We start from the raw sequence: 24,143 nt of genomic DNA on the forward strand, positions 1-24,143 counted from the left end.
ATTGGCGCGTATCTCCGTCGCGTCCGGCCTGCCTAACTTCCCCTGGGACTCACTGACTGCCGCGAAAGACAAGGCACAGTCGCACCCGGACGGAATCGTGGATCTGTCGGTAGGCACCCCCATCGACCCGGTTGCACCGATCATTCGCGCAGCGCTGGCGTCGGTATCGGAAATTCCCGGCTATCCGACGACCGTCGGCACGTTGGCGTTGCGTGAAGCGGCAGTTGCTGCGCTGGCGCGGCGGTACGGAATAACGGGGATCGGTGTCGACGCTGTTCTGCCTGCCATCGGCACCAAGGAAATGATCGCCTGGTTACCGACCCTTCTCGGTCTCGGTAGCGGCGACCTCGTGGTCATCCCCGAACTGGCCTACCCGACTTACGAAGTCGGAGCTCTCCTTGCCGGTACGCGCATCATTCGTGCCGACGGCTTGAATCGACTCGGTCCCGAGCGCGCATCGCTCGTATTCGTGAACTCCCCTGCGAACCCGAGCGGCAAGGTGCTCGGCCTGGAGCACCTCCGCAAAGTGGTCTCGTGGGCCCGTGAGCGCGACGCCGTGGTCGTGTCCGACGAGTGCTACCTCGGCCTGACCTGGGAAGGCGAGGCGCTGTCGATCCTCGACCCCCGTGTCAGCGATGGCGACCATACGAATCTTCTTGCCGTGCACTCACTTTCCAAGACGTCCAATCTCGCGAGCTATCGTGCCGGCTTCGTCGTCGGCGACCAGAAATTGGTAACCGAACTGCTCGAAGTCCGCAAACACGCAGGAATGATCATGCCGTTGCCGATCCAGGCTGCGATGACCGCGGCTCTGTCCGACGACGAGCACGAGAACATTCAGCGTGAGCGCTACCGTGCCCGACGCACCACACTGCTCTCCGCCGTCAGGGCAGCCGGGTTCGAAGTAGATCACTCCGAAGCCGGGCTGTATCTCTGGGCCACCCGCGGGGAACCCTGCCGGGACACCATCGACTGGCTTGCCGAGCGCGGCATCCTTGCCGCACCGGGTGAGTTCTACGGTCCCCGCGGATCCCAGCACGTTCGTATCGCACTGACCGCCACCGACGAGCGCATCCGGACTGCGGCGGAGCGGTTGACGGGCTAGGGTTCGCGAGTAGTCGGTTGCATAGCGTCTGGCCTGGGTGTTTTCATTCAGTTCATGACCGTCAGTATGTTGCTCAGCTTTGCAGGTGTGTGTTTCCTGCTGGCGATCCTTCCTGGGCCGGATTCTTTCCTCGTGCTGCGATACAGCATCGGAGGACAGAGACCCGGAATTGCAGCGGCCATGGGCGTCGCACTCGGTGGCTTGTTCTGGGCAGTATTGGTTGCCGTCGGACTTGCAGCCATCGTCGAGCAGTCTGCGACCGTGTACCGAACAATCAAGATCCTCGGTGGCCTGTACCTGCTGTACCTCGGGGTACGTGCGTTCATGGCGCGCAGGAAGACGAAGGTCGACGGTGAACCGATGGTGCCGGTCGTGGCCTCGGCTCGGTCCGCGTTCGGTGCCGGTGTCCTCTCGTGCGTGCTCAATCCCAAAGTCGGGCTGTTCTATCTCGCTGTCGTTCCCCAGTTCCTGACCGTCGTCACGTTCGCCGGAGCCATGACTCTCGGGGTCGTGGAGGTGGTGGTCGCCGCACTGGTCATGGGCTTCTTCTCGGTCGTCGCCGCGCGTGCCGTCGTGCTGCTGCGGCGACCCAAGGTGACCGACTGGCTCGATCGCATCAGCGCTGGAATCCTCGCAGCCCTCGGCATCGGCACAGTCGCGTCCTCGGTGTAGGGCACAGGTGCCTTCGCCGAATCCGGACGTGGGTCACGCGATGTCCCAACCACCGCGCCTGATGCGGAGGATGTAGACCAGTTCATTGCTACCGAAAGCCTCGACCGTGGTGAACCGCTTGGGCGCAGCATTGACCGACGGGTTGCGTGCATGCGCTTCCTCGTAGATCTGAGCGGCCCGTAGGTCTGCGAGTTCTACGCGTGTCCAGAAGTCATCGGACTGCACCGAATAGACCAACCGAGGAGCGCCGTCGCTGATGTGCGCGACCTCGATATCGTCCTCGTTGTCCAGGTCGTCGTCCAGATCTCCCTCGTCAGCGATTTCCTGGTCGGCATCGGTTCCGATCAAATAGACCCCGGGCTGCAGGTCTCCGGCGGGCACCGTCATGTACTCGGCGTAGTCACCGGTGTCGATTCCGTCGGCATCCATGTATGTACGGTAACCATGTGCTGCTCCGATCATTGAATCCACTCGCCGTCGCTCGCGGAGACGATATTTCCGACGCTGTGACGATCGGCGGTGTCTCCCTGTCCCGCGGCGACATTCTCGGCGCCGCGACGTCGGTCGCCGAGCGGATCTCGAGGGCGGAACGCCTGGCAGTACTGGCGACTCCCAGCGTCAAGACTGTGCTTGCCGTAGTCGGTGCGCTGATTGCAGGTGTGACGGTGGTGCCGATCCCGCCTGATGCCGGGCATGCCGAACGCGAACACATGCTGCGAGACTCCGGTGCGCAGGCATGGCTCGGCGAGGCGCCCGAGGACACGGCGGGCCTCGAGGTCCTGCCGGTCCGTCAGCACGCCAGGTCCTGGCACAGCTACCCGGATCCACACCCGTCGTCCATCGCTTTCATTCTTTACACCTCGGGCACGACCGGCCCGCCGAAAGGCGTCCTGTTGTCGAGGGACGCGATCGCGGCCGGTATCGACGCGGTAGCGCAGGCGTGGAACTGGACCTACCGGGACACCGTGGTGCACGGGCTTCCGCTGTTCCACGTCCACGGACTGCTCCTCGGAATGTTGGGCCCGCTGCGCATCGGCAGTCCACTCGTACACACCGGAAAGCCGACTCCCGAGCTGTATGCCGCCGCGAAAGGGACGCTGTATTTCGGCGTCCCGACGGTATGGTCCCGCATCGCCGCCGACGAGGCGTCCGCAAGAGCCCTCGCGCACGCCCGTCTGCTCGTTTCCGGCAGCGCGCCTCTGCCAGTGCCGGTGTTCGAGAAACTGAAGGAACTGACAGGCCAGGCGCCCATCGAGCGTTACGGCATGAGCGAAACGCTGATCACCATCAGCACCCGCTCCGACGGAGAACGTAGGCCCGGGTCCGTGGGACTGCCGGTCGACGGCGTCGAAACACGAATCGTGAGTGAGGCAGGGGAGACCCTCCCACACGACGGGGAGTCGATCGGAGCGCTGCAGGTACGCGGTCCGATGCTGTTCGCCGGCTACCTGAACAACCCGGAGGCGACGGCGAAGGTGTTCACCGAGGACGGGTGGTTCGACACCGGCGACGTGGCGGTCATCGGTCCGGACGGATTCCACCGCATCGTCGGACGCGCATCCACCGACCTGATCAAGACGGGTGGCTATCGCGTCGGTGCCGGTGAGATCGAGACCGTTCTGCTGGGGGACCCGAGCGTCGACGAGGTCGCCGTCGTGGGGCTTCCGGACGATGACCTCGGTCAGCGCATCGTTGCATTCGTCGTCGGCACAGGCGTCGAACCGTCGGCTCTGATCGATCTCGTCGCGAACGAACTCTCGATTCACAAGCGGCCGAGGGAAATTCGCGTCGTAGATTCACTGCCACGCAACGCGATGGGCAAGGTTCAGAAAAAGCAGCTCGGCTGAGCGGTTATTCGACGAGGCGCCCGAATCCGACGACGGCCGAATCGCCGGATATATCGACGGTATGTACGCGAATCTTTCCGAGTTCGTTGCCACCCACCGTGGTGGCAGTGTTCCCGTCGATCGCGACGACGATGTTGGTGTGCTGACCGATCCAACTGCTGTTGTCGTAGAGCACGACGTCCCCGACCGACGGGGTGTAGCCCTTCGGTTCGAATCTGCCCTCGCCTTGGTAGAACTCGGTCAGCGTGTACACACCGGGGATCCGCCAGCTACCGGAATTCGGATTGCTCAGTGGCTGTCCTGCCTCACGCATGATCCAGCTGACGAAGTTTGCGCACCACGCTTCTTCGACACCGTCGGAGTAGAAGGTTCCCGGGTTCTGTCGGCTGTGTTCGGTGCGGAGAAGTTCTACCACCTCGGCCTGCTCCGAAGAGAGAGCCGCAGCATCGACATCGGGAAAAGCAGTGGTGTCCCACGGCAAGTATCTACTCGGCGCCAACCACAACACGCCCGCTGCCAACAACACGGTGGCGGCAAGAACTCCGGCGACCCACCCCCACTTTCGACGGCTCGTGCGCGGGGACGGTGAGGTACTACCGGATTGTGCTCGCACGGGCGCAGTGTCGACCCCGTCATTACCCATTTGCGGAGTGTATCGGCCTTCGAGTTGGATGAGTGCGCAGGCAGCGCTGCTACTGTCGGCCCCGCGACGAAGCTGTTTCGGCCACAAATTCTTTGGAAGGCTCTTGATGGAATACGACCTACAGCGATTCGTCGACGCGCAGGATCCGGTGTGGGACGCCGTCCGCGCCGAGCTGAAAGCCGGCCGCAAACGCACCCATTGGATGTGGTTCGTTTTTCCGCAACTCGCCGGGCTCGGACGCAGTGCGACGGCTCAGCATTTCGGAATCGCAGACCGCGTGGAAGCGCAGATGTACCTCTCGCACGAAGTCTTGGGGCCGCGACTGCGGAAGGCCGCCGCGATGGTGGCGAAGATCGCCGATGGGACCGCCGCCGACATTTTCGGTTATCCGGACGATCTGAAGCTGCAGTCGTCGATGACCCTGTTCGCCGAAGTCGACCCTGGTATTCCGATTTTCGGGGAGGTTTTACAGAAGTACTACGACGGTAAGCCGGACGAGCGAACTATCGATCTGCTCGACGACTAACATCATCTTTCATGACGAACGAGCAACTCGGATCCATCGCCTTCATCCAAGCGACGTGGCACAGTGAGATAGTCGACCGGGCGCGCCAGGGATTCGTTTCCGAGTTGGCGGCGCAGGGCTATCCGGAAGCTTCGGTAGTCCAGTTCGCGGTTCCAGGAGCCTTCGAGATTCCATTGCACGCCCAGCGTCTGGCGCGCACGGGTAAATATTCGGCAATCGTGGCTGCTGCACTGGTCGTGGACGGCGGAATCTATCGGCACGAATTCGTAGAATCGGCTGTTATCGACGGCCTGATGCGGGTCCAGCTGGACACCGACGTACCCGTGTTCTCCGTAGTGCTGACACCCCACCACTTCCACGAGCACGCCGATCACTCGGCGTTCTTCACCGCACATCTGGAGCGTAAAGGAGTCGAGGCGGCACGCGCAGTGGTCGCCACTCTCGACTCCCTTCGCACCATCTAGTCGTTGGCGTGTAGTGCGGCGTTCAGTTCGACGCCGGTGCCCTTCCATGGCACGACCTCGACGGCACCGGATACCGAATTTCGACGGAACAGCAGATTGCTGTTTCCGTTGAGCGTCGCAGCCTTCACGACGGTGCCGTCCGGGCCGGTCACCTTGGTTCCCGCGGTGATGTAGAGACCTGCCTCGACGACGCAGTCGTCGCCGAGGGAAATGCCGAGTCCGGAGTTGGCACCGAGTAGGCAACGCTCACCGACCGAGATGACGTTCTTGCCGCCGCCGGACAGTGTGCCCATGATCGACGCGCCACCGCCGACGTCGGAGCCGTCACCGACGACGACTCCGGCCGAGATTCGGCCTTCGACCATCGAGTTACCGAGCGTGCCCGCGTTGAAGTTGACGAATCCCTCGTGCATGACCGTCGTTCCGCTCGCGAGATACGCGCCCAGTCGGACGCGATCGGCGTCGGCGATCCGGACGCCTGACGGCGCGACGTAGTCGACGAGACGGGGAAACTTGTCGATGCTGAGTACCGTGACGTGGCCGCGTGCACGAAGGCGAGTGCGGACCGTCTCGAAACCGTCGACCGCTGCCGGTCCGAAGTTGGTCCATACGACGTTGGCAAGAAAGCCGAACTGGCCGTCCAGGCTGAGCCCGTGCGGCTGAACGAGACGATGCGAGAGCAGATGCAGGCGCAGGTAGACGTCGTGCGCGTCGATCGGTGCGTCGTCGAGCGAGGCGATGGTCGTTCGGACGGCGACGACGTCGACTCCGCGAGCCTCGTCCGGGCCGACGAGGGCGGCGAACTCGGCGGGGATGTCCGACCCCTCGAGCCGCGTGGTGCCGACCGGCCCGTTTCCGCCCAGCTCGGGGCTGGGGTACCAGGTGTCGAGGACGACTCCGCTGGTGGTGATGTTGGCAATGCCTATTGCTGATGCTCCCTGTGCGCTCACAGGTACCGAGGATACGGCGTGCGTCGTCGAAGGCAGAAGCGCGACGGCGACGGGCGTGCGTGCTAAACATGATTCATGACTTTGGGGGCGCAATTCCGACGGTGGGGCACGGGTGCTGTAACGGCCGTATTGATCGCAGGAGGAACAACGGTCTTGCAGGCGCCGACGGCGTCCGCGGCACCTGAGTGTGCTGCGGTGAGCGCACCACCGGTGAAGGTCGCCCAGATCGACGGGTCGGCTCTCGAAGGGCTGGCGGTCGACGGGCAGGGCAGGCTCTACACGACCGATATAGTCACTGGCCGGGTCTACCGGATCGACGCGCCGGGCCAGGCTGCGTATCCCATCGCGACGGTGCCCAGCGGCGGCGGTGGCGCCCTTGCCTGGATGCCGGACGGCACCTTGCTCGTCGGGTACGGCGCCGATCCCCGCGTCTTCGTGGGTGATCTCATCAAGGCTGCGGGCATCGTTCGGCTGAACATCGATACGCTCGAGCTCAGCCCGTTCGCGACGGGTTTGAGTGCCGCCAACGGCCTCGCGGTCGCCGGCGATGGGACTGTATATGCGACCAACGATTTCGGGGGTCTCATCGGGCAGGTTCGCCCCGACGGATCGGTGAATTCCGAGTGGGCAAGGTTCCCCAGCGCCAACGGCGCGGTGCTCGATCCTGCAGGCGAGTACCTGTATGTATCTCGGACCTTCGTGAACCCGGGGGTGAGCCGAATCCCGGTCGCCGATCCATCGAGGCCGGAGAGCATTCTCGACCTGCCCGGTCTGGACGCGTTGAGCGCGCCGGACGGTCTGACACTGGACTCCGCAGGCCGCCCCGTCGTACCGTTCAACGCCCGCGGGCAAGTAGTTCGCATCGATGCACCCGGGCAGTACTGCGTCCTCGGCAGCGGCATTCCGTTGTCGAGTGTTCTGATCTACGGCCGTGGTGAACAGGGTTTCTCTGCTGGAAAGCTGTTCCGGGCAGGATTCGATGGCGCGGTGTACGAGATCCCCGGAGGCGCACTTCAGCGGCGGGAGTAGCGGGAGTTGTGGCTGCGGAATGAGCTGGAAGTAGTCTCGTACGGTGAGTTCGTACCCGGCTTTGAATCTGCATTCCGACCCCATCGATCTGACAGCGGCGCTGGTGGATATACCCAGTGTTTCGCGGGAGGAGTCGGTGATCGCCGATGCGGTGGAGGCCGCGCTGCGTGAACAGACGGTCGGTTTCGAGATCATCCGGAGCGGTAATGCGGTTCTTGCGCGCACCGATCGTGGGCTTCCCAGTCGCGTGATGCTCGCCGGTCACCTCGATACCGTCCCGATCGCCGACAATGTGCCGAGCAGACGTGAACGCGACAGTGTCGAGGGCGATGTTCTGCATGGTTGTGGCACGGTCGACATGAAGTCTGGTGACGCTGTCTTTCTTCATCTCGCCGCCACGATCGACGACCCTGCGCACGACATCACGCTGGTGTTCTACGACTGTGAAGAGATCGACGCGACGCTCAACGGCCTGGGGCGGATCGAACGTGAGCTGCCGGAGTGGCTTGCGGCCGACGTGGCGATTCTCGGTGAGCCGTCCGGTGGATTCATCGAGGCGGGCTGCCAGGGCACGCTGCGAGTGCGGCTTTCGGCGGGTGGGACGAGAGCGCACAGTGCTCGATCGTGGCTGGGGGACAACGCAATTCACAAGTTCGGTGCTGTTCTCAACAGGTTGGCTGCATACAGTGCGCGAGAGGTGGACATCGATGGCTGCTTGTACCGCGAAGGTCTGCAGGCTGTACGTATCTCCGGTGGCGTGGCCGGCAATGTCGTCCCCGACGCAGCCGAACTGGATGTGAACTTTCGCTTCGCCCCAGATCGGAGTGTCGAGCAGGCGATCGAGCACGTTCGTGACGTCGTCGACGGGCTCGATCTCGGATTCGAGGTCACCGATTCCTCACCCGGTGCGTTGCCTGGACTCGCCGCGCCTGCGGCTGCGGCGCTGATCGAGGCGGCCGGTGGCCGGTTTCGCGCCAAGTACGGCTGGACCGACGTGTCGCGGTTCTCGGCGCTCGGTATCCCGGCGGTCAACTACGGTCCTGGAGACCCGAACTTGGCGCACAAGCGCGACGAGCGAGTGCCCACCGAGCAGATCACGAACGTCACGGCAGTCCTGCGGGGATACCTGACCGCTGGATGACCTGTGGTTCCGATCGCTAGTGGGCCGGATAGCCTGTAAGACATGGAGACGCCAGCGAGACGCAAGGGACCGGTGACGTTGCGTCGCGGACGCAACACCGAGTCGTCGACCTCCGACCAGCGGTTGCTCGATCAGCGCGGAACGGGAAACTGGAATCACACCGACACGTGGCGGGTGCTGCGGATTCAGAGTGAGTTCGTCGAGGGTTTCGGCGCTCTCGCCGAGGTGCCGAGGGCGGTCTCGGTGTTCGGTTCGGCTCGAACCCCGCGTGATCACGATGAGTACAAGTCTGCCCGCGAGCTCGGAAGTGCGTTGGCGGTAGCGGGATTTGCGGTCATCACTGGCGGCGGCCCAGGAATCATGGAAGCTGCAAACCGCGGTGCGAGTAGCGTCGACGGCTACTCGATCGGGCTCGGCATCGAGCTGCCCTTCGAGCAGGGCCTCAACGATTGGGTCGATCTGGGTATCGACTTTCGGTACTTTTTCGTCCGTAAGACGATGTTCGTGAAGTACTCCCAGGCGTTCATCTGTCTCCCAGGCGGTTTCGGCACGCTCGACGAATTGTTCGAGGCTCTCACTCTGGTGCAGACGGGCAAAGTGACGCGCTTCCCGATTATCCTGATCGGCACCGAGTTCTGGTCCGGTCTCATCAGTTGGATCAAGGACACACTGGTCGCGCAAGGCAAGATCTCCTCGGCCGACCTGGACCTTATTCGTTGTACCGACAGCGTCGAGGAAGCCGTGCAGATCGTGAGCAGTGTTTGCGGAGAGTCGGAGTGAGCGAAGCTGTCGTAATCAGGGTGTGCGTCTACTGTGCGTCCGGGCCGGTGGATCCTTCGTTTCTCGAGCTGGCGCGTGAACTCGGTACCGCGATCGGTCAACGGGGATGGCAGTTGGTCTCCGGTGGCGGGAACGTCTCGATGATGGGAGCGGTAGCCGAATCGGCGCGGGCTGCAGGTGCTTTCACCGTCGGAGTCATCCCGAAAGCTCTCGTCCATCGAGAGGTCGCCGACGTCGACGCCGATGAATTGATCGTCACCGACACCATGCGTGAGCGCAAGAAGATCATGGAAGACCGAGCCGACGCGTTCATCGCGCTACCCGGTGGCATCGGAACCTTGGAGGAACTGTTCGAAACCTGGACGGCGGGGTATCTGGGCATGCATGACAAGCCCGTCGTACTACTGGATCCAACGGACCATTACGCGGGCCTGTTGCAGTGGCTCGATGGGTTGTCCTCGACGGGATTCGTTCAGCAGCGGGCACTGGACAAGCTGATCAGGACCGCCACGATCGGCGATGCGCTAGCCGCCTGTTCTCCACGATGAAACCAAAGGTTACTCTGGAGTAAGGTAACAGGGATCACATAGCTCGAAGGGGACTCCATGGCTGTCGATGCCCGTCAGAAAATTGGCCTGACCGACCTCGCGGTCGCGTTGCCGAAAATGGTGACGGAGGTGCCGAGCATGCTGCGCGGTGTCCTCGGCTTTACTCGCAAACCTCATCACAAGGCCTCGATCGGCCTGGTGTTCCAGGATGCCGCTGCCAAGCACGGAGACCGACCTTTCGTGCGATTCGAAGGTGAATCGGTGTCGTACGCCGACGCCAACGCGATGGTCAATCGGTATGCCCATGTATTCACCGACCTGGGCGTAAAGCGCGGCGACGTGGTCGGTGTGCTCAGCAAGAACAGGCCGGAGGCGCTTTTCGCGGCCCTCGCTGCCGTCAAGCTCGGCGCTACCGCAGGAATGCTCAACTACAACCAGCGGGGCAACGTCCTCGAACACAGCCTCGGCATCTTGTCGGCGACCGTTCTTGTCCTCGACGAAAACGCTCAGGAAGCGCTCGACTCGTTGGACAACGCTCCAGAGGCGGGCGTGGTTCTGCCGATGCGCGAGCTTGCCGAACTCGCGGCGGATGCCAGCGCGGACAACCCGTCGGTGACTGCGCAGATCCAGGCCAAAGAAAATGCCTTCTACATTTTCACCTCAGGCACCACCGGCCTGCCGAAGGCAAGTTTGATGAGCCATTTTCGCTGGCTCAAGTCGATGTCCGGGCTGGGCAATATGGGTGTGCGTCTGCGCAAAGACGACGTCATCTACTGCTGCCTGCCGCTCTATCACAACAATGCGCTGACGGTGACGCTGTCATCGGTCCTCGCCGGCGGTGCGGCGATGGCCATCGGTAAACAGTTCTCGGTCAGCAACTTCTGGGAAGACGTCAAGGTCAACAAGGCGACCGCGTTCACCTACATCGGCGAACTGTGCCGCTACCTGCTGACTCAGGAGAAGCGGCCGGACGACCGAGACAACACGATCGAGCTCATCGTCGGCAACGGCTTACGCCCCGAGATCTGGGAAGAGTTCACCGAGCGTTTCGGAATCTCGCGCGTTGCGGAGTTCTACGGCGCGAGCGAATGCAACATTGCGTTCATCAATGCTCTGAACATGAAGAAGACTGCAGGCATCTGCCCACTGCCGTATGCCGTCGTCGAATACGACGAGGAGTCGGGCAAGGCGAAGCGCGGAAGCAACGGCCGACTCCGCAAGGTCGGAAGCGGCGAAGTAGGTCTGTTGTTGTCGAAGGTCACCGACCGCGCACCGTTCGACGGTTACTCCGACGACGAGGCGACGGAGAAGAAACTCGTCCGAGACGGGTTCAAAGATGGAGACTGCTGGTTCGACACCGGCGACCTGGTCCGGCATCAGGGTTGGATGCACGTCGCGTTCGTCGACCGACTCGGTGACACCTTTCGGTGGAAGGGAGAGAACGTCGCGACGACGCAGGTCGAGGGCGCGCTCGGCGGACACCCATCGGTGGACGGTGTGGTCGTCTACGGCGTCGACATCGAAGGAACCGACGGCAAGGCAGGTATGGCTGCGGTGACGTTGCGTGACGGTGAGAGCTTCGATGGAAAATCGGTCGCCGAGCATCTCTACGACAAACTGCCCTCGTACGCGGTTCCGCTGTTCGTCCGTGTCGTGGACAGTCTCGAGCAGACCTCGACGTTCAAGAGCCAGAAGGTTGCTCTGCGAAAGCTCGGCTACGGCGACGACTCCGATGCCGAACTGTACGTACTCCGCGGCAAGTCCGGTGGATACGACAAGGCGTACGACGGATACGTCGACGAAGTAGCTGCAGGGAAGGCCCCCAAAGGTTAGGGGAGAAGCGATGCGGTCAGTGTGACTTCCAGCCACTGGCCGAATCTGTCTTCTCGACCAGCCCGAACGGCCGCGCAGCATTCGGTGTGTGCAGGGATGCCACTATTGATTCATGAGCACCCTTTGCGGCAAACCGGTCGCCACCGACCGCGCACTCGTCATGGCGATTGTGAACCGCACCCCGGATTCGTTCTACGACAAAGGTGCGAATTTCACCGACGACGCGGCCATGGCGTCGGTGCACCGCGCTGTCGCGGAGGGCGCGGACCTGGTCGATATCGGCGGAGTCAAAGCCGGACCCGGTGATGTGGTCGACGTGGCCGAGGAAATTCGCCGCGTGATTCCGTTCGTCGAAGCCATTCGAGGCGAGTACCCCGATCTGCTGATCAGTGTCGATACCTGGCGTAGCGAGGTAGCAAGGCTCGCGTGCGGAGTCGGTGCAGATCTGATCAACGACACCTGGGCGGGGGCCGATCCTGATCTCGTTGCGGTCGCTGCAGAAGAGGGCGTCGGGATCGTGTGTTCACACACCGGAGGCGCGACGCCACGCACGCGTCCGCACCGCGTTCGATACACCGATGTGGTCGCCGACGTCGTCGCCGAAGTGACGACAGCAGCAGAAGCGGCGCTTGCCGCCGGAGTTCGCCGCGACTCGATTCTGATCGATCCGACCCACGATTTCGGAAAAAACACCTATCACGGGCTCGAGTTGTTGCGGCGAGTGGACGTTCTTGTAAACACCGGATGGCCAGTGCTCATGGCGCTGAGCAACAAGGATTTCATAGGCGAGACTCTAGGTGTAGAACTCGCCGACCGGTTGGAGGGAACATTGGCAGCGACAGCATTGGCCGCAGCAGGCGGAGCTCGCATGTTCCGAGTGCACGAGGTCGCATCGACCAGAAGAGTCGTGGACATGGTTGCCGCGATTCTGGGGACGAGGATTCCCGAACGAACCGTCAGGGGGCTCGCATGACGTTGGCCGACAGAACGGCTGTGAGGGAATCGTGGGCGGCCTCGCACAGTTGGGATGAACCGTCGTGGTCTCTGGCGGAGCTGGAAGCCGCGAAGAAGGGCCGAACCGTCTCGGTGGTTCTACCCGCCCTCAACGAAGAACAGACCGTGGCCGCGGTCATCGACACGATCCACCCGTTGCTGGGAGGTCTGGTCGACGAACTGATCGTCTTGGACTCCGGGTCCACCGACGCCACGGCCGAACGTGCAAGAGCAGCCGGTGCACGCGTGATCAGTCGAGAGGAAGCAATTCCAGGACTCGAACCAGTGCCCGGCAAAGGCGAAGTGCTGTGGCGCGCTGTCGCGGCGTCGACCGGTGACCTCATCGCCTTCGTGGACTCCGACCTCATCAATCCCGATCCGGCCTTCGTCCCGAAGCTGCTGGGACCGTTGTTGACGGTCGAGGGAATCCATCTGGTGAAGGGGTATTACCGGCGCCCGTTACGGGTGAGCGGCGGCGAGGACGCCAACGGTGGAGGACGGGTCACCGAGCTCGTCGCCCGCCCCATGCTGGCGGCTATGCGTCCGGAATTGACCAGCGTGATCCAACCGCTCGGTGGTGAGTACGCCGGCACCCGCGAGCTGTTGTCTGCCGTCCCGTTCGCGCCCGGCTACGGCGTCGAGATCGGACTGCTGCTCGATACCTACGATCGGCTCGGCCTCGACGCAATCGGCCAGGTCAATCTCGGTGTACGCAAGCATCGGAACCGTCCGCTCGTCGAACTCGGTGCCATGAGTCGTCAGATCGTCGGCACCATGCTCGGGCGATGCGGAATCCCGGACTCGGGTGCCGGGCTGACACAGTTTCGCGTCGACGGGGACTCGTTCGTCCCGTTCTCGACGGAGGTCTCGTTGGAGGATCGACCGGCAATCAACACCTTGCACGTGTGACGGGCAGGGCTGCGTGAGACGATCGGTCCATGCTGACGCTCCTTCTATACGTCGTCATCATCGCCGTGATCGCAGCCCTGCTCTTCTTCGTGGCAAGCGTCGTGTTCGGACGCGGTGAAGAACTCGGCCCGCTACCCGAAGGCACCACCGCCACGGTGCTGCCCGCAGAAGGTGTGACCGGCGACGATGTCCGAACGCTGAAATTTCAGCAAACGGTGCGTGGCTACAAGCAGAGCGAAGTCGATTGGGCCCTCGACCGGTTGGGTGCCGAGATCGATCTGCTGCGGTCCGCTCTGGCAGCAGCGAAGTCCGAGGAATGACGGCGATACCCGGACCGGACGGTCTACTGCGCTGTCCATGGGGTGCTACGGCAGACGACCTCTATCGGGAGTATCACGACACCGAATGGGGCCGGGAAGTTCACGGCAGGGATGCCTTGTACGAGCGACTGTGCCTCGAATCGTTCCAATCCGGCCTGTCGTGGATAACCATCTTGCGTAAACGGGAGAGCTTTCGTCGCGCGTTCGCGGGTTTCGACCCGGAGAAGGTCGCGAGCTTCGGCGAGGACGACGTCGCCCGACTGATGGCCGATGCCTCCATCGTCCGCAACAAGGCCAAGATCGCCGCAACGATAGCCAACGCGCGGGTCGTCCTCGACCTGGTTGGAACCGATCTCGACACTCTGCTGTGGTCGTTCGCGATCCCGCCGCGACCGAGCCGGCTCGCCGACGCCTCGGAGGTGCCGGCGGTGACCGCGGAGTCGACGGCGATGGCCGCCGACCTCAAGCGTCGTGGCCTGCGGTTCTTCGGACCGACAACGGCCTACGCCCTGATGCAGGCCACCGGAATGGTGGACGATCACCTGTCCGGTTGTCTGATGCCAGCCCTCAATACCGACTCCAGTTCCCGATATCGGCCTCGATAGGGAAGAATAGTGTTCAAGAACCTTTCTCGCCCTGCGGCGAGAAATCTTTTTTGGCCGAGGCGCAGTGCAGTGTGGCGCAGATCTGGAGGGAGCAGAGGATGGCGGCTATGAAGCCCCGGACCGGAGACGGTCCCCTCGAAGCAACCAAAGAGGGACGAGGAATCGTGATGAGGGTACCGCTGGAAGGCGGTGGGCGCCTGGTCGTCGAACTCACCCCAGACGAGGCAGCAGCACTCGGTGAGGAATTGAGGGGCGTCACCGGATAGCTGCTGTTCTTTTTCTACCCATAGCCCCGTGCGCGAAGTCGGCGAACGGGGCTTTGTGGTGATGCCAGTCCATACGGAGAGAACAAATTGCTGAGCGATGTGATGGATCTACTGGCCTGCCCGCACTGCACCTCGGATCTCGAGGCCATCGAGGACGGTCGCGTGTTGCGGTGCGACCGGGCGCATACCTTCGACGTTGCACGTCAGGGCTACGTCAGTTTGCTGGCGGGAAACGCAGGCAAGATCGTCGGTGATTCCGCCGAGATGATCGAGGCGCGGTCGAAGTTTCTCGACAGCGGACACTTCGATCGGATCATCGCTGCGGTAGCCGCGGCCATGTCGGTACACGATCCCGCCACCGTGCTCGAGGTGGGCGCGGGTACCGGACACTATCTGGCGGCGGTACTCGAGACGTCCGAGCGCATGAGGGGCGTCGGACTCGACGTGTCCAAGCCTGCGGCCAGAACAGTGGCTCGTGCGCATCCGCGACTGGGATCCGTCGTGGCCGACGTGTGGCAACCACTGCCTGTGCGAACCGGTGCGATCGACGCGGTCAGTTGCGTGTTTTCGCCGCGGAACGCCGCTGAGCTGCGACGCATTCTCGCCCCGGACGGAATATTGGTCGTCGTCACTCCGACCGCTCATCATCAGCAGGAACTGATCGAGACCCTCGGCCTCCTCAGCGTGGACGAGGACAAGGCGCGGCGCCTCGAAGAATCTCTGGCAGGCCGCTATGAGCAGACGGACACCACTCGCATCGAGTTCACGATGGCGCTCGATCATGCGAGCATCGGAAGCCTTGTGGGAATGGGTCCGTCGGTTCGGCATTCCACAGATGCCTCGCGCCGCACTGCAATTGCAGCTTTACCCGACACAGTCGAGGTGACGGCCTCGGTGACCGTCGGTACTTACCGGGCCCTGGCCGCCAGTGCTGCGTTGTAGACCTCGACTGTCTGCTGCGCGATGGCAGCCCACGAAAATTCGGCGATGGCCCGTGCTCGACCAGCTCTGCCCATCGCCGTCGCGGTCTTCGGGTCGAGCGCGACAGCGTTGACCGTGTCGGCCAAGGAGCGCTCGAACACCTGTGGCTCGTAGGAGTTGTAGTGCACGAGGCGTCCGGTGACACCGTCTTCGACCACCTCGGGAATGCCGCCGACATCGGATGCGACGACGGCAGTTTCGGTGGCCATGGCTTCGAGATTGACGATCCCTAGGGGCTCGTACACCGAGGGGCATACGAATACGTCTGCCGCCGAAAGTATTTCACGGACTTTTTCGGTGGGTAGCATCTCGCGAACCCAGAACACATTCGATCGGGTCTCGGCGAGTTCGGCCACCGCTCGCTCGGTGTCGGCGGCAATCTCCGGGGTGTCCGGCGCGCCCGCGCACAGGACCAGTTGAATGGACGGGTCGAAATGATGTGCTGCCGCGATGAGGTGGCCGACACCTTTTTGCCGGGTGATGCGTCCGACGAACGCCGCCATCGGCCTGTTCGGATCGACACCGATGTCTGCCAACGCGGAATCCGCGGGGTCCGCCGCTGGACCCGGATGCCAATTTTCGGTGTCGATGCCGTTGCGTACCACGTGAACTCGGCTGGGATCCAGGCGTGGATAGGCGTCGAGAACATCCTTGGCCATGCCCTCGCTGACCGCGATGACCGCATCCGCGTACTCGACAGCGTTGCGTTCGGACCAGGAGGAGATGCGATAGCCGCCGCCCAGTTGCTCGGCCTTCCACGGCCTGCGAGGCTCGAGTGAATGGGCGGTGAGAATGTGCGGCACGCCGTACAATTCGGCCGCGAGATGCCCGGCAAGCCCGGTGTACCAGGTGTGCGAGTGCACGACATCGGCGCCGGCCGCAGCGTTGGCCATCCGTAATTCGGCGGACAGTGTCGTGAGGGCGGCGTTGGCCCCTGCCAATGCGGGATCGGGATCGTGAACCTGCGCGGTATCGCGCGGCGCCCCCATGCAGTGAATGTCGACCTCGCACAGGGATCTCAACTGTGCCGATAGCTCGGTCACATGTACACCTGCGCCGCCGTAAACCTCAGGCGGAAATTCCCTTGTCATCATTGCCACGCGCACATCTGACAACCTACATTCCTTGTGCGAACCGCGTGTACTGCTGGCGAGGTTCATCCGGTGCGGATAGGTTGGGCACGTGAGGACACAACCGCACGTACTAGGCATTGTGCTGGCAGGCGGTGAGGGTAAACGCCTATACCCGATGACCGCCGATCGAGCCAAGCCCGCCGTCCCATTCGGTGGCGCATATCGACTGATCGACTTCGTACTCAGTAATCTCGTCAACGCCGGTTACCTCCGGCTGTGCGTGCTGACTCAGTACAAGTCCCATTCGCTGGACCGCCATATCTCGCAAACCTGGCGCCTGTCGGGTTTCGCGGGGGAATACATCACGCCGGTACCGGCGCAGCAACGGCTCGGCCCACGTTGGTATACCGGCAGCGCCGACGCGATCTTCCAGTCGCTCAACCTCGTCTACGACGAGGACCCCGAGTACATCGTCGTTTTCGGCGCCGATCACGTCTATCGCATGGATCCGGAACAGATGGTCCAGCAGCACATCGATTCGGGTGCAGGCGCCACCGTGGCGGGCATCAGGGTTCCGCGTAGCGAAGCGTATGCATTCGGCTGCATCGACTCCGACGAGAACGGCAACATCACCCAGTTCCTCGAGAAGCCGGCGCACCCACCGGGGACTCCCGACGACCCGAACGTCACCTTTGCCTCGATGGGCAACTACGTGTTCACCACCAAGGTGCTCATCGACGCCATCAAAGCAGACGCCGAGAACTCCGACTCCGACCACGACATGGGCGGTGACATCATCCCGGCTCTCGTCGAGGCGGGCATGGCGTCGGTGTACGACTTCAACGACAACGTCGTTCCCGGTGCCACCGAACGCGACCGTGGCTACTGGCGTGATGTCGGCACCATCGACGCGTTCTACGACGCACACATGGATCTGGTGTCCGTGCACCCGATCTTCAATCTGTACAACCGTCGCTGGCCCATTCGCGGTGCAGCCGAGAACCTTCCGCCCGCAAAATTCGTGCAGGGCGGTCTCGCACAGGAATCCGTCGTGGGTGCAGGCTGCATCCTGTCGGCGGCAACGGTTCGCAATTCGGTTCTGAGCTCGAACGTCATGATCGACAGTGGGGCGACCGTGGAGGGCAGCGTCCTGATGCCCGGGGTGAAAATCGGCAAGGGCGCGGTCGTTCGTCGGGCGATCCTGGACAAGAACGTCGTCGTCGGTGACGGCGAAATCGTCGGCGTCGACATCGAGCGCGACAAGGAACGCTTCAACGTCTCTGCCGGTGGCATCGTCACCGTCGGCAAGGGCATCTGGATCTAGCGGCCCCTACCGCTCGCCGCCCTCGTTGAGCCGGCCCCGTCCAGCTCCGTGAGGCCGGCCAGCTCCGCGAGGCTGTCTAGCTCCGTGAGGCGCAGATCAGCCCGTCGCCGAGGGGGAGCAGGACCGTCGTGAGGCGGTCGTCCTCGGCGATGGCGCGGGCGGCAGCGCGGACGGCGACGGTAGTGGCGTCACGCTGCGTGGAGTCGGGGACCCGTCCGCTCAGTAGGGCGTTGTGCAGCACCAGAACTCCGCCGGGTCGGAGTAGTCGCACGCTCTCCTGTACGAAATGCAGGTGGTCCACCGGACTGGTGTCGATGAACACCAAGTCGTAGGTCTCGTCGGCGAGGCGGGGGAGGACATCGAGCGCCCATCCGTTGATGAGGCGCGTCCGCGACGGCGCGATACCTCCGGCACGGAACGCTTCCTTGGCGGCGCGCTGATGTTCGGGTTCGGTGTCGATGGTGGTGAGCACGCCGTCCTCGCGCATCCCGTCGAGCAGCCACAGGCCGGACACACCGGCACCCGTTCCGACCTCGACGACGGTCTTGGCGCCGAGCATCTGAGCGAAGATGCTCAGTACCGCGCCGACGGACGGCGGCACGGGTGCGGCGCCGAGATCGTCAGCGCGTTCACGAGCATTGACGAGGATCTCGTCTTCCTGCACGGACTCCTCGGCGTAGGTGAGCAACTTCTCGGCATTTGTCGGCACATGCCGAGGCTATCGCGGCAGGAGCAAAGCCTGCGGAGCGACTCGGTCGATCTGCGTGCCACTTTCTCAGCGGCACCTCAGCTTTTTCATACGGTGGGCACACCCGGATGCGACAAGCTACTGGAGATCGCTTGATCGAGAAGACACACGCGGGAACATCTCGGCGGAGCCGCAGGTTGTACACGGCACGGGAGCTACACCAACGTGGTCCTGAGCAGGAGGATCCAACTATTTACAAGATCAACGGAGATCGAGACACCGCTCGATTGCCCGAGCCCGCCGATTCTGCTGTTGTAGCGGATCTGAGCGGCACCGCCGTGTTCGACGCGACCGGCGAAAAGAACGCGATGCCGTCCTGGGACGAGCTCGTTCGCGAACACGGCGACCGCGTCTACCGTCTGGCATACCGGCTGTCCGGCAACGCGCAGGATGCCGAAGATCTCACACAGGACACGTTCATTCGTGTGTTCCGTTCGCTGTCCAACTACCAGCCCGGCACATTCGAAGGCTGGCTGCATCGCATCACGACCAACCTGTTTCTCGACATGGTCCGTCGACGCAATCGAATTCGAATGGAAGCACTACCCGAGGACTACGACCGGGTCCCTTCCGAGCTCCCGAACCCGGAACAGATCTACCACGACGCACGCCTCGACCCCGATCTGCAGTCCGCGCTGGACTCGTTGGCGCCGGAGTTTCGCGCCGCGATCGTGCTGTGCGACATCGAAGGGCTGTCTTACGAAGAGATCGGTGCAACACTCGGTGTGAAGCTCGGAACCGTCCGAAGTCGAATCCACCGTGGACGCGCAGCGCTTCGCGAGTATCTTCGAGTGAACGGGAAGGTCGAGCCGGATCACGCAAGTGTCCAGTAGCTACCAGGAGGGTTGGATGACGCAGGCCCGCAAGCCACGACAGTTCAGCTCGACCGAGCATCTGGCCAGTGAAGCAGTTGCCGCCTTCGTCGACGGCGAACTTCGAATGACCGCCTACTTACGGGCCGCCCACCACATCGCCGAGTGCGATGAGTGCGCCGCCGAGGTGGATGCTCAGCAGCAGGCACGTAGTGCGTTGCAAGGCGCGGGTGAGTTGTCCATGCCCCACTCGCTTCGCGGTCTGCTCAGCCAGATTCCGATGTGCGAGCCAACCGACGCCAAGGATGCGATCAGCCGCAGCAAACGCGCGATCGTTACCTCCGTTGTGGGTATCCGCAGGCGTCGTCGGTAGCCTGTGCGCGTGAGCACCCATACAGATCCCGAGGCACCCAGACTGCCTCCAAGGCCGCTCTACCGGCCCGAGGTGGATCCGGCGTCGGCTGCGGCGTTCGGACGTCCGAAGGGCCACGAGGGGTCGTTCACACCTCCAGCGCGACGGGCAGAGCCTTCTCCCCGAATTGCGGTGCGCACACCCGACCCAGTTCTCGCTGAGGCGTTCGGCCGCCCCACGGACGCTGCCGAGTCCTTGCAACGTGACCCTGACCGAACATCCAACGAAGTGGTACCCGAGCCCGTACCCGAGGATCCGTGGCGTGACCCGCATTCCTCGGTGCGGCTGGGCAACGCCGCCGAACCGACACCGGAACCCCCGGTCGCGCCCGACGGACCCAAGCTCGGTGTCCGGGAGGTGCTGTTCGGCGAACGCGTCGCACCCAAGACTCTCGTGGTGCTCGGAGCCATCGCCCTGGCAATCGGCCTCGTCGGCGGGCTGGTGGGCCGTGAGACTGCCGAGGTGACCGGCGCCTTGACCAGTCAGAAAGTCAACCTGACTCAATCGAGTGGGGAAGACCTCCCGCAGGGGCAGGTCGCCAAGGTGGCCGACGCAGTCCTGCCTGCCGTCGTCTCGATTCAGGTGACTCTCGGCGAGAACGCAGGTACCGGATCCGGCGTCGTCATCGACGGAGCCGGGTACATCGTGACCAACAACCACGTCATCTCGATGGCGGCTACCAACCCGGACCGTGCGACGCTGCAAGTGACCTTCTCCGACGGCACCAAGGTGCCCGCGAAGATCGTCGGCCGCGACACCAAGACGGATCTGGCCGTACTCAAGACCGACGTCGGAAATCTGACGGTCGCACAATTGGGAAATTCTGCAGACGTCCAGGTCGGCGAGGACGTCGTAGCGGTCGGCTCGCCTCTCGGCTTGAGCAAGACTGTCACCCGTGGCATTGTGAGCGCGCTCGATCGTCCGGTTCGCCTGTCCGGTGAAGGCACCGACACCGACGCGGTTATCGATGCCGTGCAGACCGATGCCGCGATCAACCCTGGCAACTCCGGGGGACCCCTGATCGACGCCGAAGGGCGTGTCATCGGGATCAACTCGGCCATCCGAAGCGAAAGCGGCGGGTCGGTGGGTCTTGGATTCGCCATTCCGATCGATGACGTCACCAAGGTCGCCCAGTCGCTCATCGCCAACGGGAAGATGCAACACCCGGACATCGGCATCAATGCGCGTTCGGTCATCAACGACGCTACGTCCGGTGCTGAAGTCGCCAACGTGCGTGCCGGTGGGCCCGCTCAGCAAGCAGGCATCGTCGAGGGTGACGTGATCACCAAGGTCGGCGATCGCGCTGTATCGAGCGCCGACGAACTGGTCGTCGCCGTGCAGTCGAGTCGGATCGGTGAGTCGACGCCCGTGCAGCTGATCCGGTCGGGTCGGCTGGTCGATGTCACCGTCACCCCAATTTCGGACTGAGGAAGTAGGCTGACGACGTGTTCGGCAACATTGGCTGGGGAGAGCTCGTCGTGCTCCTGGTAGCAGCGCTCGTAATCCTTGGCCCTGACAGGCTCCCCGGCGCCATCAGTTGGGTCAGCAAGTCGATCCGTCAGGTGAAGGACTACGCGAACGGCGCGAGTCAGCAGCTCAAAGACGAATTGGGCACGGACTTCGAGGATCTCCGTAAGCCCCTCGCCGACCTCAATCAGCTTCGTGGCATGACCCCGCGCGCGGTTATCACCAAGCACTTGCTCGACGGCGATGATTCGATCTTCACGGGCAACTTCGATTCCAAGAAGCCGACCACCGGCTCTTCGACGAACGGATCTCTGCCCACGCCGGAGAGTAAGCCGTCACTGGAGAAGAATCTTCCGACCGGTAAGACGCCGCCGATCGATTCGGACGCCACCTAGGTTCATCGGCCCGAGAAACGGCCCGTTCGCGGTGGTGCTCGAACGGACCGTTCACGCGACGTCCGGTCAGAGCACCTTGTTCAGGAAGTCTTGCGTCCGCGGGTTCTGCGGGTTCCCGAAAAGTTGATCGGGCGTACCTTCTTCGACGATGACTCCTTCTGCCATGAAGATGATGCGGTCGGACACTTCGCGTGCAAACCCCATCTCATGGGTCACGACGACCATCGTCATGCCGCCCTTCGCCAGATCGCGCAGCACCTGGAGAACCTCACCGACCATTTCGGGATCGAGGGCCGAGGTCGCCTCGTCGAACAACATGATCGACGGGTTCATCGCCAGGGCTCGCGCGATCGCGACGCGCTGCTTCTGTCCACCGGACAGGCTGGCAGGTTTGTAGTGGGCACGATCGGAGAGGCCGACCTGCTCGAGCAGTTCGAGCGCGGAGTTCTTGGCCTCTGCTTTTGATTCCTTCTTGGTCTGCACGGGGGCGAGCATGACGTTCTCGAGGGCCGTCATGTGCGGGAAGAGATTGAAATGTTGGAACACCATGCCGATGTTCTGCCGGACCTTGTCGAGGTTCACGTTCTTGTCGGTGAGGTCGACGCCATCGACGACGACGTGGCCGCCGGTGATGTCCTCGAGCTTGTTGAGGCACCGAAGCAGCGTGCTCTTGCCGGATCCGGACGGCCCGATGATGCACACCACTTCACCGTTTGCGATATCGGCGTCGATGCCTTTGAGCACTTCGTTGTCACCGAAGGCTTTGTGTAGGTCCTTGATGGCGATCTTGACGCCGGGCTTGCCTTCGACCGGCACAGCTTTGCTCAGGTCCGCGGTCATTTGTTGATCCTCTTCTCGATCCGGTTCGACAGCTTGGTGAGGGCCATGATGATGATGAAGTACATGACGCCGATGATCAGCCACATGTTGAAGGACTGGAAGTTGCGCGCAATGATGATGCGGCCGGTCTGGGTCAATTCGGCGAGGCCGATGACCGACAGGATCGACGTGTCCTTGAGTGTGATCACGAACTGATTGATGTACGACGGGATCATCGTTCGAACTGCCTGCGGCATCACCACTTTTCGCATCGACTTCAGGTAGCTGATACCGAGGCTTCGCGACGCTTCCATCTGGCCCTTGTCGACAGCGAGGATGCCGCCGCGGACGATCTCGGCCATGTAGGCGCCGGCATTCAGTGACAGTGTGATGATGCCTGCGGTGAAGGCGGACATCTGGAAGTCCAGTGCGGCAGGAATGCCGAAGTAGATGAAGAATGCCTGCACGAGAAGCGGTGTGCCACGGAAGACATCGACATAGGTTGTGCCGATGCCGCGCAGGACGATGTTCGTCGATACGCGGAAAAGGCCGAAGATTGCGCCGAGCACCAGGGCGATCGCGATCGAGATCGCAGTCAGCAGGATCGTCAGCCAGAGGCCTTCGAGCAGCAGCTTCCAGGTGCTCTTGATCAGGCCGAGAATCGAGTTGTCATCGGTGCTGGCAGCGGAATTGAGATAGGTGTCGAGGATCTGGTCGTATTCGCCGCTGGCACGCAGGTTCGCCAGGCCGGCGTCGAATTCCTCCAGCAGCTGTGCGTTCTGCCCCTTCGCGACGGCGAAGCCATAGCTGGCGCCAGGCTCCTTCTCGGTGACCGTCTTGAAGCCGTTGCCCTGCTTGATGCCGTATGCCAGCACCGGATAGTCCTCGAATACCGCCGCGGAGTTGCCGGTTCGGACCTCGTCGAACATCGACGAGGAATCGGCGAAGTACCGAGTGCTGAATCCGTACTGTTCCTTGATGGATTCGGCGAAGGTGGCGCCTTCGGTGCCGTTCTTGACCGCGACGGTCTTACCTCGAAGGTCTTCGTACGACGTCACCGAATCGTTCGAATCGAGGACACCCATCTGTACGCCGGAATCGAAGTACGGATCGGAGAAGTCGAAAGTAGCTTTGCGGGCGTCCGTGATCGACATTCCGGCGATCATGCCGTTGAACTGACCGCCGGTGACGCCCTGCAGTGCGGCGTCGAATCCGACTGGGCTGACGTCGTACTCGAATCCCTGGTCCTCCGCGATCGCCGCGAGCAGATCCATGTCGATGCCGACGAGTTTGCCGCTCTCGTCCTGGAATTCGAACGGAGCGAACGTGATATCGGTTGCGATGGAGTAGTTCTGACCCGGCGGCGGAGCCGGCTGAGCGGCGGCGACGGCGGGTGCTAGGACTGATCCCAGGAGGACGGAGAACAGCACGAACGCCAGCGCCACTGCGCCACGGCCGTTCGATTGCGGCGTTTTCATGTT

General features: G+C 62.8%; 28 protein-coding genes. 21 read left to right on the forward strand and 7 right to left on the reverse strand.

Features of this window, described 5'->3' with window-relative positions; all coding sequences use genetic code 11:
- Position 1: 1 nt before the first annotated feature.
- Both dapC and H2510_RS09105 read left to right on the forward strand, forming a co-directional pair.
- On the forward strand, positions 2–1,105 hold the full coding sequence (dapC, locus tag H2510_RS09100) for a succinyldiaminopimelate transaminase (RefSeq protein WP_186628002.1): 1,104 nt from the start codon (positions 2–4) through the stop codon (positions 1,103–1,105).
- Positions 1,106–1,159: 54 nt separating this feature from the next.
- The gene (locus tag H2510_RS09105) at positions 1,160–1,777 is read left to right on the forward strand and encodes a LysE family translocator (protein ID WP_186628003.1); all 618 of its coding nucleotides are present in this window, start codon (positions 1,160–1,162) and stop codon (positions 1,775–1,777) included.
- A 33-nt stretch (positions 1,778–1,810) separates the two neighbouring features.
- Here H2510_RS09105 and H2510_RS09110 read toward each other — a convergent pair whose 3' ends face one another.
- Entirely contained in the window at positions 1,811–2,206 is a 396-nt protein-coding gene (locus tag H2510_RS09110; RefSeq protein ID WP_186628005.1) for a hypothetical protein, read from the reverse strand.
- Positions 2,207–2,208: 2 nt separating this feature from the next.
- Here H2510_RS09110 and H2510_RS09115 point away from each other — a divergent pair, with 2 nt between their 5' ends.
- Positions 2,209–3,624, forward strand: coding sequence for an acyl-CoA synthetase (locus H2510_RS09115; protein ID WP_186628006.1), 1,416 nt, complete (start codon positions 2,209–2,211; stop codon positions 3,622–3,624).
- A 4-nt stretch (positions 3,625–3,628) separates the two neighbouring features.
- Here the strand turns inward: H2510_RS09115 and H2510_RS09120 are convergent, their stop codons facing one another.
- A complete protein-coding gene (locus H2510_RS09120; protein WP_186628007.1) occupies positions 3,629–4,267 on the reverse strand; it encodes a CHAP domain-containing protein in 639 nt (212 codons plus the stop codon).
- 106 nt (positions 4,268–4,373) lie between these two features.
- Here H2510_RS09120 and H2510_RS09125 point away from each other — a divergent pair, with 106 nt between their 5' ends.
- Both H2510_RS09125 and H2510_RS09130 read left to right on the forward strand, forming a co-directional pair.
- Positions 4,374–4,793 carry a DUF1810 domain-containing protein gene (locus H2510_RS09125; RefSeq protein ID WP_186628008.1) on the forward strand — a complete coding sequence of 140 codons (420 nt, stop codon included), beginning with the start codon at positions 4,374–4,376 and terminating at the stop codon, positions 4,791–4,793.
- Positions 4,794–4,804: 11 nt separating this feature from the next.
- Positions 4,805–5,257 (forward strand): 6,7-dimethyl-8-ribityllumazine synthase, encoded by a 453-nt coding sequence (locus H2510_RS09130; RefSeq protein WP_186628009.1) that lies wholly within the window; start codon positions 4,805–4,807, stop codon positions 5,255–5,257.
- On the opposite strand, the gene dapD is transcribed toward H2510_RS09130, so the two are convergent.
- Positions 5,254–6,207 (reverse strand): 2,3,4,5-tetrahydropyridine-2,6-dicarboxylate N-succinyltransferase, encoded by a 954-nt coding sequence (gene dapD / locus H2510_RS09135; RefSeq protein ID WP_088943400.1) that lies wholly within the window; start codon positions 6,205–6,207, stop codon positions 5,254–5,256. The genes H2510_RS09130 and dapD overlap by 4 nt on opposite strands.
- A gap of 195 nt (positions 6,208–6,402) precedes the next feature.
- Between dapD and H2510_RS09140 the strand changes: the two genes are divergently transcribed.
- From H2510_RS09140 to H2510_RS09190, 11 genes are all read left to right on the forward strand, one after another.
- Positions 6,403–7,236 carry an SMP-30/gluconolactonase/LRE family protein gene (locus H2510_RS09140; protein WP_397517339.1) on the forward strand — a complete coding sequence of 278 codons (834 nt, stop codon included), beginning with the start codon at positions 6,403–6,405 and terminating at the stop codon, positions 7,234–7,236.
- Positions 7,237–7,279: 43 nt separating this feature from the next.
- A complete protein-coding gene (gene dapE / locus H2510_RS09145) occupies positions 7,280–8,377 on the forward strand; it encodes a succinyl-diaminopimelate desuccinylase (RefSeq protein ID WP_186628011.1) in 1,098 nt (365 codons plus the stop codon).
- A 42-nt stretch (positions 8,378–8,419) separates the two neighbouring features.
- Complete coding sequence (locus H2510_RS09150; protein WP_186628012.1) at positions 8,420–9,157, forward strand: TIGR00730 family Rossman fold protein; 738 nt, start codon at positions 8,420–8,422, stop codon at positions 9,155–9,157.
- Entirely contained in the window at positions 9,154–9,705 is a 552-nt protein-coding gene (locus H2510_RS09155) for a TIGR00730 family Rossman fold protein (RefSeq protein WP_186628014.1), read from the forward strand. The genes H2510_RS09150 and H2510_RS09155 overlap by 4 nt, the downstream gene beginning before the upstream one ends.
- Before the next feature lie 57 nt (positions 9,706–9,762).
- Complete coding sequence (locus tag H2510_RS09160; RefSeq protein ID WP_186628016.1) at positions 9,763–11,538, forward strand: long-chain-acyl-CoA synthetase; 1,776 nt, start codon at positions 9,763–9,765, stop codon at positions 11,536–11,538.
- 112 nt (positions 11,539–11,650) lie between these two features.
- On the forward strand, positions 11,651–12,511 hold the full coding sequence (folP, locus tag H2510_RS09165; protein ID WP_186628017.1) for a dihydropteroate synthase: 861 nt from the start codon (positions 11,651–11,653) through the stop codon (positions 12,509–12,511).
- Positions 12,508–13,440 (forward strand): glucosyl-3-phosphoglycerate synthase, encoded by a 933-nt coding sequence (locus H2510_RS09170; protein WP_186628019.1) that lies wholly within the window; start codon positions 12,508–12,510, stop codon positions 13,438–13,440. Before folP ends, H2510_RS09170 begins: the two co-directional genes overlap by 4 nt.
- A 29-nt stretch (positions 13,441–13,469) precedes the next feature.
- On the forward strand, positions 13,470–13,760 hold the full coding sequence (locus H2510_RS09175) for a DivIVA domain-containing protein (protein ID WP_084346025.1): 291 nt from the start codon (positions 13,470–13,472) through the stop codon (positions 13,758–13,760).
- Complete coding sequence (locus tag H2510_RS09180; protein WP_186628021.1) at positions 13,757–14,365, forward strand: DNA-3-methyladenine glycosylase I; 609 nt, start codon at positions 13,757–13,759, stop codon at positions 14,363–14,365. The genes H2510_RS09175 and H2510_RS09180 overlap by 4 nt, the downstream gene beginning before the upstream one ends.
- A gap of 98 nt (positions 14,366–14,463) precedes the next feature.
- Positions 14,464–14,631 carry a DUF3117 domain-containing protein gene (locus H2510_RS09185; protein ID WP_084346353.1) on the forward strand — a complete coding sequence of 56 codons (168 nt, stop codon included), beginning with the start codon at positions 14,464–14,466 and terminating at the stop codon, positions 14,629–14,631.
- 87 nt (positions 14,632–14,718) lie between these two features.
- Positions 14,719–15,573 (forward strand): putative RNA methyltransferase, encoded by an 855-nt coding sequence (locus tag H2510_RS09190; protein WP_186628023.1) that lies wholly within the window; start codon positions 14,719–14,721, stop codon positions 15,571–15,573.
- Here H2510_RS09190 and glgA read toward each other — a convergent pair.
- A complete protein-coding gene (gene glgA / locus H2510_RS09195; RefSeq protein WP_186628135.1) occupies positions 15,540–16,718 on the reverse strand; it encodes a glycogen synthase in 1,179 nt (392 codons plus the stop codon). The two genes, H2510_RS09190 and glgA, sit on opposite strands and share 34 nt — an antisense overlap.
- Positions 16,719–16,794: 76 nt before the next feature.
- Between glgA and glgC the strand changes: the two genes are divergently transcribed.
- Entirely contained in the window at positions 16,795–18,009 is a 1,215-nt protein-coding gene (gene glgC, locus H2510_RS09200; protein WP_186628024.1) for a glucose-1-phosphate adenylyltransferase, read from the forward strand.
- Between the two features lie 76 nt (positions 18,010–18,085).
- Here glgC and H2510_RS09205 read toward each other — a convergent pair whose 3' ends face one another.
- A complete protein-coding gene (locus tag H2510_RS09205) occupies positions 18,086–18,718 on the reverse strand; it encodes an O-methyltransferase (protein WP_186628026.1) in 633 nt (210 codons plus the stop codon).
- A gap of 131 nt (positions 18,719–18,849) precedes the next feature.
- Here H2510_RS09205 and sigE point away from each other — a divergent pair, with 131 nt between their 5' ends.
- The 4 genes from sigE to tatB are packed head-to-tail and all read left to right on the forward strand — an operon-like array spanning position 18,850 to position 21,843.
- Positions 18,850–19,590 carry an RNA polymerase sigma factor SigE gene (gene sigE / locus H2510_RS09210; RefSeq protein ID WP_397517340.1) on the forward strand — a complete coding sequence of 247 codons (741 nt, stop codon included), beginning with the start codon at positions 18,850–18,852 and terminating at the stop codon, positions 19,588–19,590.
- Positions 19,591–19,606: 16 nt separating this feature from the next.
- Positions 19,607–19,942: a hypothetical protein gene (locus tag H2510_RS09215; protein WP_186628028.1), complete on the forward strand. Its 336-nt coding sequence runs from the start codon at positions 19,607–19,609 to the stop codon at positions 19,940–19,942.
- A gap of 9 nt (positions 19,943–19,951) precedes the next feature.
- The gene (locus H2510_RS09220; RefSeq protein ID WP_315901305.1) at positions 19,952–21,409 is read left to right on the forward strand and encodes a trypsin-like peptidase domain-containing protein; all 1,458 of its coding nucleotides are present in this window, start codon (positions 19,952–19,954) and stop codon (positions 21,407–21,409) included.
- Positions 21,410–21,426: 17 nt separating this feature from the next.
- A complete protein-coding gene (gene tatB, locus H2510_RS09225; protein WP_186628029.1) occupies positions 21,427–21,843 on the forward strand; it encodes a Sec-independent protein translocase protein TatB in 417 nt (138 codons plus the stop codon).
- Between the two features lie 66 nt (positions 21,844–21,909).
- On the opposite strand, the gene H2510_RS09230 is transcribed toward tatB, so the two are convergent.
- Entirely contained in the window at positions 21,910–22,683 is a 774-nt protein-coding gene (locus H2510_RS09230; protein WP_186628031.1) for an amino acid ABC transporter ATP-binding protein, read from the reverse strand.
- Positions 22,680–24,140 (reverse strand): amino acid ABC transporter substrate-binding protein/permease, encoded by a 1,461-nt coding sequence (locus tag H2510_RS09235; RefSeq protein ID WP_261392822.1) that lies wholly within the window; start codon positions 24,138–24,140, stop codon positions 22,680–22,682. The genes H2510_RS09230 and H2510_RS09235 overlap by 4 nt, the downstream gene beginning before the upstream one ends.
- Positions 24,141–24,143 lie beyond the last annotated feature (3 nt).

Origin of the sequence: Rhodococcus sp. BP22, from assembly GCF_014281965.1 — a bacterium.
Taxonomy (GTDB): Bacteria; Actinomycetota; Actinomycetes; order Mycobacteriales; family Mycobacteriaceae; genus Rhodococcoides.